General features: G+C 48.3%; 12 protein-coding genes and 1 pseudogene. 9 read left to right on the forward strand and 4 right to left on the reverse strand.

Translation table 11 applies throughout. The features are described from left to right. The first annotated feature begins 20 nt into the window (after positions 1 to 20). Positions 21 to 1,235 (forward strand): tetratricopeptide repeat protein, encoded by a 1,215-nt coding sequence (locus PRU_RS04145; protein WP_013065111.1) that lies wholly within the window; start codon positions 21 to 23, stop codon positions 1,233 to 1,235. A 152-nt stretch (positions 1,236 to 1,387) separates the two neighbouring features. Then, positions 1,388 to 1,858, forward strand: a complete 471-nt coding sequence (locus tag PRU_RS04150; RefSeq protein ID WP_013063452.1) for a hypothetical protein — start codon at positions 1,388 to 1,390, stop codon at positions 1,856 to 1,858. A gap of 133 nt (positions 1,859 to 1,991) precedes the next feature. Here the strand turns inward: PRU_RS04150 and PRU_RS16015 are convergent, their stop codons facing one another. Both PRU_RS16015 and PRU_RS04155 read right to left on the reverse strand, forming a co-directional pair. Next, positions 1,992 to 2,093, reverse strand: coding sequence for a smalltalk protein (locus PRU_RS16015; protein ID WP_013065470.1), 102 nt, complete (start codon positions 2,091 to 2,093; stop codon positions 1,992 to 1,994). Positions 2,094 to 2,189: 96 nt separating this feature from the next. Continuing rightward, positions 2,190 to 2,789 (reverse strand): HU family DNA-binding protein, encoded by a 600-nt coding sequence (locus PRU_RS04155; protein ID WP_013063910.1) that lies wholly within the window; start codon positions 2,787 to 2,789, stop codon positions 2,190 to 2,192. Positions 2,790 to 3,586: 797 nt separating this feature from the next. On the opposite strand from PRU_RS04155, the pseudogene PRU_RS16415 reads away from it, so the two are divergent. Next, positions 3,587 to 3,871: pseudogene (locus PRU_RS16415) on the forward strand (YcbK family protein); the annotation flags it as partial. Next, on the forward strand, positions 3,872 to 4,039 hold the full coding sequence (locus PRU_RS16420; RefSeq protein WP_233427368.1) for a hypothetical protein: 168 nt from the start codon (positions 3,872 to 3,874) through the stop codon (positions 4,037 to 4,039). A 13-nt stretch (positions 4,040 to 4,052) separates the two neighbouring features. Here PRU_RS16420 and PRU_RS04165 read toward each other — a convergent pair whose 3' ends face one another. Then, the gene (locus tag PRU_RS04165; protein WP_013065716.1) at positions 4,053 to 5,243 is read right to left on the reverse strand and encodes a phosphotransferase; all 1,191 of its coding nucleotides are present in this window, start codon (positions 5,241 to 5,243) and stop codon (positions 4,053 to 4,055) included. Positions 5,244 to 5,349: 106 nt separating this feature from the next. Between PRU_RS04165 and PRU_RS04170 the strand changes: the two genes are divergently transcribed. From PRU_RS04170 to PRU_RS04190, 5 genes are all read left to right on the forward strand, one after another. Next, complete coding sequence (locus PRU_RS04170) at positions 5,350 to 6,969, forward strand: NAD(P)/FAD-dependent oxidoreductase (RefSeq protein WP_013063226.1); 1,620 nt, start codon at positions 5,350 to 5,352, stop codon at positions 6,967 to 6,969. A gap of 148 nt (positions 6,970 to 7,117) precedes the next feature. Continuing rightward, positions 7,118 to 7,738: a cytidylate kinase-like family protein gene (locus PRU_RS04175; protein ID WP_041385660.1), complete on the forward strand. Its 621-nt coding sequence runs from the start codon at positions 7,118 to 7,120 to the stop codon at positions 7,736 to 7,738. 91 nt (positions 7,739 to 7,829) lie between these two features. Next, a complete protein-coding gene (pheT, locus tag PRU_RS04180; RefSeq protein ID WP_013064139.1) occupies positions 7,830 to 10,292 on the forward strand; it encodes a phenylalanine--tRNA ligase subunit beta in 2,463 nt (820 codons plus the stop codon). Positions 10,293 to 10,328: 36 nt separating this feature from the next. Continuing rightward, positions 10,329 to 10,694 (forward strand): four helix bundle protein, encoded by a 366-nt coding sequence (locus tag PRU_RS04185; RefSeq protein WP_013063777.1) that lies wholly within the window; start codon positions 10,329 to 10,331, stop codon positions 10,692 to 10,694. Between the two features lie 36 nt (positions 10,695 to 10,730). Then, entirely contained in the window at positions 10,731 to 11,468 is a 738-nt protein-coding gene (locus tag PRU_RS04190; RefSeq protein WP_013065643.1) for a YebC/PmpR family DNA-binding transcriptional regulator, read from the forward strand. Positions 11,469 to 11,508: 40 nt separating this feature from the next. On the opposite strand, the gene PRU_RS04195 is transcribed toward PRU_RS04190, so the two are convergent. Beyond that, entirely contained in the window at positions 11,509 to 11,895 is a 387-nt protein-coding gene (locus tag PRU_RS04195; RefSeq protein ID WP_033150832.1) for a hypothetical protein, read from the reverse strand. Positions 11,896 to 11,905: the final 10 nt, after the last annotated feature.

An 11,905-nucleotide genomic window follows, 5' to 3' on the forward strand; every position in this document is an offset into this window, starting at 1 on the left:
TCAACCAATTTTAAAAGCTTATGAAAAAATTAATCATGATGGCATGTGTGCTGGTAGCTAGCTCTACCGCATTTGCCGGCGACAGTGACGCTTTGAAGGCTATCCTCAAGGCAAAGACTTATGCAGAAGCTGAGACACTCGTAAAGAGCAGCCTTGGTTCTCTGGCTAACGATGCCGAGAAGGCAAAGGCCTACAACAAGCTTGTTGACCTTGCCCTGAACGACTTTAATGCTCAGAGCGCTATCCAGACCGAGAATCAGGTAAACAAGCAGATGGGTAAGGAAGAGAAGCCCGTTGATATGAAACTGATGAACGAGATGGCCTTTGCCGCTCTCGTAGCAGGTATCGAGTGCGACAAGTTCGACCAGATGCCTAACGAGAAGGGTAAGGTAGCTCCTAAGTTTGCTGCTAAGAATGCTCAGCGCCTGTGGACTGCTCCACGTAACACTCTGGTTAACGCTGGTCAGGACGCTCTTACCGCTAAGGATAACGCCTCAGCTCGTAAGTACTGGCAGCTGTTCACCGAGAGCGACGCCGCTCCTATGTTCAAGGATTGCGACCGCGAGCAGCAGAAGCCTTTCTTCGGTCAGGTAGCCCGTTTCGCTTCAATCTTCGCTTATCAGGACAAGGATATGGCTAAGGCTCTTGAGTTGGCTGATGTAGCTATGAAGGATCCCGAGGAGTACGAGAATGCTCTCAACCTCAAGCTCGAGATTCTGGGCGACGGTCTGAAGACTAAGGACGACTCTGTTAAGTATGCTGCCAACCTGAAGGGCATCTATGCCGAGCACAAGGTCGACGGTGTAATGGAGAAGCTGTACAACACCCTGCTGGGTCTCGGTCAGACCGACGAGGCTAACAAGATCCTCGACGACGCTCTTGCCGCTAATCCTAACAACTTTGTAGCCCTCGCCGATAAGGGTCTGGCTCTGCTCCAGGCTAACAAGGCCGAGGAGGCTGTTCCTTACCTCCAGAAGGCATTCGAGGTTAAGCCCGACAACGCTATCATCGCTACCTACGCAGGTACAGGTTACAGCGTACAGGCTCAGAACATCGAGGATCCTGCTAAGAAGAAGGAGCTGTACAAGAAGGCTATCGAGCTGTTCGACAAGGCTAAGGAGCTCGACCCCGACATGCTGCAGGCTAAGTGGGGTTACAACCGCTACAACGCATACTACAACTACTATGGTGCTGACGCTCCTGAGACCAAGAAGGCCGAGGAAGAGTCACGCTAATCTGCAATCAAGTATATAAACCCAATCAGCCGAGGAAAAACTCCTCGGCTGATTTCTTTTTATATATGCAATCTTTTCCAATATAATTTGGATAATAACAAATTGTGTTGTACCTTTGCAACAGAAACAATTTATAAGCAGAAAAAGAGTTTATGGAGAACGAGAAAGGTACCAGAGATTTGTTTTTAGAGACGCTCACAAATATTGGGTGTCAGTATGAGCTTGCAGACGAAGAGGGCGATGATCGCATCTTCTTTGCCTATCAGGGCGAGCATTTCTTTGTGGAAGCCCGAAACAATTTGCGTTTTATCCAGATATACGATACGCATTGGGGACATGTAGAACTATACGATGTTGAAGAGTTTGCACGATTAAAGAAAGCTATCAATGGTGCAAACCTTAACAATACCGTTACAACGGTTTATACCATCGACGAGGAGGCCAAGACCGTGGATGTGCATAGCAAATCTACCATTCTCTTCATTCCCCAGATTCCCGATATCGGCGACTATTTGCGCTTGGAGTTAAACGAGTTTTTTGGCGCCCATCGCTTTGTGGGTAACGAGATGGCTAAGCTGAGAGAACAAGAAGGTACCGAAAAAATCCCTCAGGCTTCGTGTTGAAACCTGAGGGTAATTGAGCCTGCTGCAGTATGCGTGGCGGGCCGCGCAAGTGCAGGTCCTTGGCTATCTACATGGCGCCCATGCCGCTCGGCTATGCCGCTTGGCTTGTCCAAGAACTTGTGGCGCTTCGGGGCTAAGCCCCGATGCACGATGTCGCGCCAAGGGCAGTTACAATCGCAGTTGCGATACTGGCAATCATCTGTACGATAAACTTTAATGTCTCTTTCTTTGTCATAATTGTTAATGGTTATAGGTTAATGTTTCATGTTTAATGTTTCATGTTTAATGTTTCATGTTTAATAGGATAGGGTGGGGCTTGCGCCCCCAACCCTTAGTCTCCGATAGGCTCGTGGCTTCCACCACCGCTATTGCCACCGCCGCTATTACCGCCGCCTCCGGTGTTTCCACCGCTATTGCCACCGCCGCTATTACCGCCGCCTCCGGTGTTTCCACCGGTATTGCCGCCCTGGCTGCTACCACCGCCGTTGGTGGTCTTCTCACCATCGCCGCTCAGCAGACTCTCGGCATTCACAAACTCGGCCTTCTTCAGGAACTCACGGCTCGAAATATTCATCTCCTGCTCCTGCTCAGGCATGAATCGGATGTGGAGAGCCTTCAGGTTCTTACCCACATTAAACTCCTCCTTCTTGGGAGCACCGCCGGGCTCATTTTCCAGGGTAGTGAAGAAGGTACCCAGACCGTCGATCTTCACTCGCTTGCTCTCCAGCAGCATCTCCACCAGGCAGCTACGGAACTTCTCCAGCACACCAAATACTACATCCTGCGTATAAACGCTACCGTGCTCGCTGATGTGCTTTGCCAGCTTGCGGGTGTTCAGGGTTTCAATACTCTTGCTGTGGGCGAACCACTTGCCAAATACCTGCGACTTGTTGTTCTTGTTCTGTCGCAACTCATAAAAAATCTTTGCCATACTCTAATACTTTTAATTTTAATGGTTAATACTAATGTTACTTAATCTCTTGTGTGTCTCAATCCACGTGTGCACTTTGTTTCTTTTTGACGATGCAAAGGTACAAAAAAAATCGATGCAAAAAGAGTTTTTTCTCGTCTATTCTCTGATTTTTCTTGAAATGTTAAAATGTAAAGAAATAATACAAGTGGTGAGAGGCCTTATATATACTATTAAAATAATACAGCCTTACTATCTAAGAGAAAGTTCGGCAGGATTTACAGAAATCTCGTAAACTATCCACCAGATTCTGACGTACCACTCAAAATGCCCAGTTGGCGAGTAGGAATGGTACATTAGTTCATTAGTTCATTTTGTAAAGTTTAGTAGAGCATCCTTGGTCGCTTATTACCTTATATAATTTATATATATTATAATATATATAAATTTAATATATAATATAGAATTAATAAAATCTCTACATCTTAACTTTTCTCTCGCCCTCCTGCTTATATTTCTTCGAATTGGAAATGAACTAATGAACTAATGTACCATTGTGGAGAGATATGTACTTTGTACTTCCCTAAAATAAGTTGAATGGTTTTTAACTTAACCCTGCCATTGGTTGAATGCCTATTGGGTACCTAAATTCTTATCCCTGACAGAAGTTGAACAATTCTCTTTTAACCCTTGTTTTTGTTGAATAGGCTCCACGGAAAGCCGTGCTTGTATTCTAAGAGTGGTACATTAGTTCATTAGTTCATTTGCTCAAATGAACAATGTAAAAATGAGAAAATGTAATAATTAAAAATTAGAGTATGGAACAGATAGTACAGTTGAACAGTAAAGCAAACCTCTCCGAGCATTTTGTGCTCGGGGAGTTCACCAGGAGCAAGTATCCTGAAGTGTATAACATTCCTAGTCATGAGGCGATTGCGATCCTTGCCAACCTCTGTACTTGGTTGGAGGTTTTGAGGGAAAGGGCTTCGCAACCTATCATCATTAACTCGGGTTATCGATCACCGCAGTTAAATCGTAAGGTTGGGGGAGCACCCACCAGTAATCACTTAACGGGCTGTGCCGTAGATATACGCACCAATGGTATGGAACAGTCAATAGAATATGCAGCCATATTGATAGCCTATGCCAATGAATCGGCACAGGACTATGACGAGCTGCTGATAGAGAAGAACCGATATGGTGCGGTGTGGGTACACTTTGCTGTGCGACCTAAAGATAACAGAAGAAAGGTAGCATTTATACAAGCGTAGATAAGTAACGTTATCAGCACCATTCTTTTAGGGTGCTGATGACGTTGAGGATGTGATCGCGGTGGGGGATGACGCGCTCGTTGAAGAGCTGCTGGCACTGCTGGATAACAGCCTCGGGGAAGGAGTCGCTGAGGGCAAGCCAACTGTAGTTGCGGACGTTTGCCACAGCGGCTATCTGCTGCTTGCGAAGGGCAATGATGTCAGCAGACTGGCCCTCGAAATAATAGTCGATAGTCAGATCGAACAACTGTTCGCCTAACTTGCGTGGCATGCCGATGACGGCCTCGTAATCGCCAACAAACAGAATCAGCGACGAATAGGCGTGTGCCAGGTCGAGCACAGGATGGCCGTAGCCTACTTCGCCCATATCGATGAGCATAAGTTCGTCGCCCTGTACCATGGCATTCTTGGCCTGCAGGTCGAGATGCAGCAAGCGATTGCCAGCGGGAACGGCGTCGAGAATCTGGAGTAACAGGTCGATGTTTTCTTGTGAAAAATACCGACGGATATGTAAAACTTGTTTGCGTTCGTGCTCGAGGGCATTGGGCACACAGCTATCGGCTGGCATCTGGATGGCGTGCAGTTGGCGGAACAGGTTGGCATACATGCGGGCATACTCGTGGATACGCTCGGGATGGTGCATAATGAGCGAACTGAGGGTGTCGGCATGGAGCAGCTCGTAAACCAGACCGTACTGCGCGCCCACCTTGACAATATCGAACGAAATGGCGGTAGGCATACCCATCACAAAGGCCTCTTTCGACATGGTAATCTCGTTGCGCACCTCGTCGATGGTGGTGCCATCGCGGAACACCTTGATGATGGTGTCGTCGTTGTAACGATAAACGGTGCCTACACCGCCCACACCGAGGATCTCACAACCCTCGATACTCATCTGGCGCAGGGCGCGTTCTACGCACATTATCTTTACAAAACCAGTCATGTTAAGCACGTCGTAAACGTCGGCATTAACCTCAACGAGTTTGAAATTCTTATATTGTTTGGTTAGCGAAAGCAGGATGCGCAAGCCCGAACTCGACACGTATTCGAGCTCTGCGGCATTAACTGTAACACTAAGGATGGGGCTTTGGGCTGATAAAAACTGATTGATTTCGGCTTGTGTCTGCATGGCACTCGAGGTGTCGAGTCGTTCACAAAGTGTAATGATGGCGTGACCTTCGTTATTGGTAAATTGTAGCGTCATATTGCTTGTGTTTTTAGTTATCACTTTGCAAAGATAGAAAAAAAAGTATAAACATCCAAGCATTTTCGAAAAAAGTGAGTACCTTTGCACCCAAATACATTATATAATGATTAACGAATATCAGATTAGAGTAAAGCCGGAGGTAGCGGCGCAGGAGGATAGACTGAAAGCGTATCTGGGCGATGAGTATGGACTGAACCCAGGCGATATTAAGGGTGTACGCATACTGAAACGCAGCATTGATGCGCGCCAGCGACAGATATACGTGAACCTGAAGGTGCGCACATATGTGAACGAACTGCCTACCGACGACGAATACCAGCACACGGAATATCCAAACGTTGAGGGTAAGCCACAGGTAATAGTGGTTGGAGCAGGTCCTGGAGGACTGTTTGCTGCCCTGCGCCTGATAGAGTTGGGTTTGCGCCCGATTGTATTGGAGCGCGGTAAGAACGTGCACGACCGTAAGAAGGATTTGGCCAACATCAGCCGCACGCAGCAGGTTGACGGTGAGAGTAACTACTGCTTTGGTGAGGGTGGCGCCGGTGCCTATAGCGACGGTAAACTGTACACACGCAGCAAAAAGCGTGGTAATATCGAGAAAATTCTGAATGTGTTCTGTCAGCATGGTGCCTCGACGGCTATCCTGGCCGATGCGCATCCGCATATTGGTACCGACCGCTTGCCAAAGGTGATTGAGGCGATGCGAAATACCATCATTAACTGCGGTGGCGAAGTGCACTTTCAGACCAAGATGACGCGACTGATTCTAGGTGACGACAATCAGGTGATAGGTGTTGAAGCTATTAGCCAACACCCAACACCCAACACCCAACACCAATACAACGGTCCTGTCATACTTGCTACGGGACACTCGGCACGTGATGTTTACCGCTATCTGGCTGAAGCTAAGATTGAGATTGAGGCCAAGGGTATTGCGGTAGGCGTGCGACTGGAGCACCCCAGTCAGCTGATTGACCAGATACAGTATCATAATAAACAAGGTAGGGGCCGATGGTTGCCTGCTGCCGAGTACTCGATGGTGACACAGGTGGATGGGCGAGGTGTTTACTCGTTCTGCATGTGTCCCGGTGGATTCGTGATTCCTGCGGCTACCGATAAGGAGCAGATTGTGGTGAACGGTATGAGTCCTGCCAACCGAGGAACAGCCTGGAGTAACTCTGGTATGGTAGTGGAAGTGCGTCCGGAAGATCTGGAAAATGTAAAAATGGAAGAATTTAACAATGTAAAAATTGAAAATAAGGCATTACAGGTGATGGCGTTTCAGGAGCAGCTGGAGAAGATGTGCTGGCAGCAGGGCAATATGAAGCAGACGGCACCGGCACAGCGTATGGCCGACTTTGTGAACGGCAAGCTGAGCTACGATCTGCCAAAATCGTCGTACGCGCCAGGATTGATATCGAGTCCGCTGCACTTCTGGTTGCCTAAGATGATTTCGCACCGACTGCAGCAGGGCTTTAAGGCATTCGGAAAGAGTGCGCACGGATTCCTGACCAACGAGGCGGTGATGATTGCTGTTGAGACACGTACATCGAGTCCGGTGCGAATTGTTCGCGATAAGGAAACGCTGCAACATGTTCAGATTCAGGGACTTTTCCCATGTGGCGAAGGTGCCGGTTATGCAGGCGGTATTGTGAGCGCCGGTGTGGATGGCGAGCGCTGCGCCGAAGCTGCTGCTCAATATATTTCTAGCAACGGACAATAGGACTGAAGGAGATGATTGAGGGAAAACATCCTTAAGTCGTGTAATCCGTTGCAAAAAAAACGTAAAAAGGTTTGGAACTTCCAAATCTTTTTTTTATATTTGCAGCATAAAATAAGAATGAATCTATTAACTAAAAATTTGGAACGATATGAATAAGGATGAGAAATTTGTGATTACGATCAGTCGCCAGTTTGGTACCGGCGGACACGAGATCGGAGCTGAGATTGCCCGTAGGTTAGGTGTTAAGCTGCTCGATAAGCAGATTTTGAACGAGGTGGCTAAACGCATACCTGTAGTAGAGGATGCCATGGAAAAGATTGAGGCACGCAATCCCTTGTGGCGCGACGATTTTACCAATTTTTATCGCAACTACATGGCTAAGGCCGAGTACGACGGAGCTGAGCAGGATCAGACCAGTCATGAGCTGTTTGATGCCCAGTGCGCCGCCATTAAGCAGATAGCCCAGAAAGAGAGTTGTGTGATTGTGGGTCGCTGCGGATTCTACATCTTCAAGGATCACCCCAATGCACTCAAGATTTTTGTGCACAGCTCGGAGGATTGTCGTAAGCGCCGCATAGCCGAAAAATACGGACTTGACCTGCGCGATGCTGCCGCCATGGTGGTGGATAACGACTATAGTCGTGAGTTATATACTAAGACATATACAGGCTGCGAATGGTTCGACGCGCGCAACTACGACATCAGCCTGGATGTGCGAAAATTCGGTATAAACGGCGCTGTAGATTTTTTAATGAAGTGTATTGAGTAGATTTTGCAGGAAAAATTTGTGTAAATACCAATTTTTTACTACCTTTGCACCTTGAAATTTCGAAGATAGTAATTACTAAAGAATTGGTATAATGAATATTTCCTACAAATGGTTGAAGGAATACGTTGATTTCGACCTGACTGCACAGCAGGTGGCCGATGCTCTGACATCGACAGGTTTGGAAGTCGACGCATTGGAAGAAGTACAGAGTATTAAAGGCGGTCTGAAGGGCCTGTACGTGGGTAAGGTGCTTACCTGCGAGGCTCATCCTAACTCAGACCATCTGCATGTAACAACGGTTGACCTGGGCAAGGGTGAGCCATCGCAGATTGTGTGCGGTGCGCCTAACGTAGCCGCTGGTCAGAAGGTGATTGTGGCCGATTTGGGCTGCGTGCTTTACGATGGCGACAAGGAGTTTGTGATTAAGAAGAGCAAGCTGCGCGGCGTAGAGAGCAACGGTATGATCTGTGCCGAGGACGAGATTGGCGTAGGTACCAGTCACGACGGTATTATCGTATTGCCCGAGGATGCTGTAGTGGGCACACCTGCTGCAGAGTACTACAACCTGGAGAGCGACTGGCTGATTGAGGTTGATATCACCGCCAACCGCGCTGATGGACTGAGCCACTGGGGTGTGGCACGCGACTTGTATGCCTGGCTGAAGAGCAATGGCTACGAGACCAAGATGCACCGTCCCGACTGCTCGAAGTTTACTGTTGACAATCACGACCTGCCCATCGAGGTAAAAATTGAGAACACTGAGGCCTGCAAGCGCTATGCCTGCGTAAGCATCAGCGACTGTGAGGTAAAGGAGAGCCCCGACTGGCTGAAGAACAAGCTGAACACCATCGGACTGCGCCCCATCAACAATATCGTGGATATCACCAACTACGTGATGATGGCTTACGGACAGCCTCTGCACACCTTTGATGCCGACATGGTAAAGGGTCATCAGATAGTAGTAAAGACCATGCCCGAGGGCACTCCATTCCAGACACTGGATGGCGAGGAGCACAAGCTGAGCGACCGCGATCTGGCTATCTGCAATGCCGAGGACCCCATGTGTATTGCCGGTGTATTCGGCGGTAAGGGTAGCGGTACTTACGAGACCACCAAGAACGTAGTGCTTGAGAGTGCCTACTTCCACCCAACATGGATCCGTAAGAGCGCACGCCGCCACGGACTGAGCACCGATGCCAGCTTCCGTTTTGAGCGTGGTGTTGATCCCAATGGTACCATCTACGCCCTGCAGCAGGCTGCTATCCTGTGTAAGGAGCTGGCTGGCGGTAAGGTGAGCATGGAGATTGTGGACGTATATCCCGAGAAGATGGAGAACGCCGTAGTAGATCTCTCATATCAGTATGTTCACGGCCTGGTTGGTAAGGAGATTCCTACCGATAAGATCAAGGCTATCTGTGAGAGTCTGGAGATGAAGGTGCTCGAGGAGACTGCCGAGGGCCTGAAGCTGGAGATTCCTGCTTACCGTGTGGACGTTACCCGTCCTTGCGATGTAGTAGAGGATATCCTGCGTATCTACGGATATAATAATGTAGAGATTCCAACCCAGCTGAAGGGAAGCCTCGTGATTAAGGGCGATGAGGACCAGAAGCATAAGCTGGCTAACATCGTAAGCGAGCAGCTGGTAGGCGAGGGATTCAACGAAATCCTGAACAACTCGCTCACCAAGGGTGCTTACTACGAGGGGCATAATGCCTACGCTGCCGAGAACTGCGTAAAGATTATGAATCCACTGAGTACCGACCTGAACGTGATGCGCCAGACACTGCTGTTCGGTGGACTTGAGAGCGTACAGCACAATGTGAACCGCAAGCGTGCTAACCTGCGTTTCTTCGAGTTCGGTAACGTATATACATTTGATCCCGAGAAGGCTAACCTCGACGATCCTATGCAGGCTTACAAGGAGCAGTATCATGCTGCACTGTGGATTACAGGTAAGCGCGTAGAGGGCAGCTGGGCTCACGCTAACGAGGAGAGCAGCTTCTACGAGTTGAGCGCCTACGTTGAGAATATTCTGCGCCGTATCGGTGTTAAGCCCGGTATGATTGTTCGCAAGAAGAGCGAGAACGATATCTTCTCTGCCGGTCTCACCATCGAGAACCGTGGTGGTAAGAAGCTCATCGAGATGGGTATCATTACCAAGAAGCTGCTGAAGCAGTTCGGACTGGATGCACCTGTATTCTATGCCGAGCTGAACTGGACCGCGCTGATGAAGGTGATTAAGAAGAACGAGGTACTTTACACTGAGGTGCCCAAGTTCCCAGCCGTTAGTCGCGACCTGGCCCTGTTGGTTGACAACAGCGTAGAGTTTGCCCAGATTGAGCAGATTGCCCGCGCAACAGAGAAGAAGCTGCTGAAGAAGGTTGAGTTGTTTGACGTTTACGAGGGCGACAAGCTGCCTGCTGGCAAGAAGAGCTACGCCGTGAACTTTATCCTTCAGGATGAGGAGAAGACCATGGGCGACAAACAGATCGAGGCCATCATGAACAAGCTCATCGCACAGCTGAAAAAGCAGCTGAATGCAGAACTGCGCTAATTTGACTATTTGACCATTTACTATTTGACTATTGGTATGACAGAGCTCGAGTTGAAAGAAAGATTCAAGAAATTCTCGATAAGGATTATCAAAATGGTCGATAGTATGCCCGATACAATTTCAGGAAGGGCAATTGGTTCGCAAGTGGTCAGATCAGGCACTTCGCCTGCAGCAAATTATCGTGCTGCATGTTTGGGAAAGTCTGAGAAAGACTTCCTGAATAAGTTGAAGATGGTTGAGGAAGAACTTGACGAGACGAGTCATTGGTTAGAGGTGATCATGGAAACTGGAATGCTACCAGAGAATAGGGTGAAACCTCTATATACAGAATGCCTGGAACTGCTTAAGATAATTATCAGTTCAATTGTGAGTACTCGCAAGCATCTTGATTGTATTAAATAGTAAAATTGTGAAATAGTAAAATAGTAAAATTAAACAATGGGAAGAGCATTTGAATATCGTAAAGCTACAAAGCTGAAGCGATGGGGCCACATGGCCAAGACATTTACAAAGATTGGTAAGCAGATTGCTATTGCCGTGAAGGCAGGCGGTCCAGAGCCAGAGAACAACCCCGCGCTGCGTGCTATCATTGCCAACGCTAAGCGCGAGAACATGCCAAAGGACAACATTGAGCGTGCTATCAAGAACGCTATGGGTAAGGACCAGAGCGATTACAAGGAAGTAACTTACGAGGGATACGGACCTCACGGAATCGCTATCTTTGTTGAGACACTGACCGACAACACCACACGTACTGTAGGTGACGTTCGTTCGGTATTCAACAAGTTCAACGGTAACCTGGGTACACAGGGTTCGCTCTCATTCCTGTTCGACCACAAGAGCGTATTTACCTTTAAGAAGAAGGACGGTCTGGATATGGACGAGATGATCCTGGACCTGATCGACTACGGCGTAGAGGATGAGTACGACGAGGACGAGGAGGAGAACAGCATCACTATCTATGCCGATCCTTCAAGCTTCAGCGCTGTGCAGAAGCACCTTGAGGAGAACGGTTTCGAGGTTACTGGTGCTGAGTTCACCCGCATTCCTAACGACCTGAAGGACGTTACAGCCGAGCAGCGTGAGACTATCGACAAGATGGTTGAGAAGCTGGAGGACTTTGACGACGTTCAGACCGTTTACACAAACATGAAACCTGAAGAGGTTGCTGAATAAAAAAAAGAATTCCCTCGCCAACCGGCGGGGGAATTTTATTTTAATAATCCTTTTCTGTGAAAACCACATCAAGTAGAATCTTCTTAGGATCCTTGCTGGAGCGGTAGGTGTAAGCAAAGCGGTACTTGGCATCTTTATACACCTTAACGGCTGTAGCGTTCTTAAGGCCCTGCTTAAGCACGTTAACGGCATCAACATCCTTCAATGCCTGCTCCTCGTCGGCCACGCCCGTAAGCTTATAATAATAATGTATGGTGTGCGTAGCGCGTTCGAAAACCAGACTGTCGATCACTGTGTTCTCATCGATGGCTGTGGGGCAATGCTTGCGCGTGTACTCCTTGGCATCGCGCTCGCAGCGGTCCTCCAAACTCTCCTGACAAGCGCTAAATAACAGGGCTATCATACCCAATATCCAAAACTTTTTCATAACGAATGCT

The sequence above is a fragment of the Xylanibacter ruminicola 23 genome (assembly GCF_000025925.1).
In the GTDB taxonomy this organism is placed as follows: Bacteria; Bacteroidota; Bacteroidia; order Bacteroidales; family Bacteroidaceae; genus Prevotella; species Prevotella ruminicola.

Bases quoted from the DNA above. Each gene is read 5' to 3' on its own strand.
- PRU_RS04145 (WP_013065111.1), top strand. From the start codon at position 21: ATGAAAAAATTAATCATGATGGCATGTGTGCTGGTAGCTAGCTCTACC.
- PRU_RS04150 (WP_013063452.1), top strand. From the start codon at position 1,388: ATGGAGAACGAGAAAGGTACCAGAGATTTGTTTTTAGAGACGCTCACA.
- PRU_RS16015 (WP_013065470.1), bottom strand. From the start codon at position 2,093: ATGACAAAGAAAGAGACATTAAAGTTTATCGTACAGATGATTGCCAGT.
- PRU_RS04155 (WP_013063910.1), bottom strand. From the start codon at position 2,789: ATGGCAAAGATTTTTTATGAGTTGCGACAGAACAAGAACAACAAGTCG.
- PRU_RS16420 (WP_233427368.1), top strand. From the start codon at position 3,872: ATGGAACAGTCAATAGAATATGCAGCCATATTGATAGCCTATGCCAAT.
- PRU_RS04165 (WP_013065716.1), bottom strand. From the start codon at position 5,243: ATGACGCTACAATTTACCAATAACGAAGGTCACGCCATCATTACACTT.
- PRU_RS04170 (WP_013063226.1), top strand. From the start codon at position 5,350: ATGATTAACGAATATCAGATTAGAGTAAAGCCGGAGGTAGCGGCGCAG.
- PRU_RS04175 (WP_041385660.1), top strand. From the start codon at position 7,118: ATGAATAAGGATGAGAAATTTGTGATTACGATCAGTCGCCAGTTTGGT.
- pheT (WP_013064139.1), top strand. From the start codon at position 7,830: ATGAATATTTCCTACAAATGGTTGAAGGAATACGTTGATTTCGACCTG.
- PRU_RS04185 (WP_013063777.1), top strand. From the start codon at position 10,329: ATGACAGAGCTCGAGTTGAAAGAAAGATTCAAGAAATTCTCGATAAGG.
- PRU_RS04190 (WP_013065643.1), top strand. From the start codon at position 10,731: ATGGGAAGAGCATTTGAATATCGTAAAGCTACAAAGCTGAAGCGATGG.
- PRU_RS04195 (WP_033150832.1), bottom strand. From the start codon at position 11,895: ATGAAAAAGTTTTGGATATTGGGTATGATAGCCCTGTTATTTAGCGCT.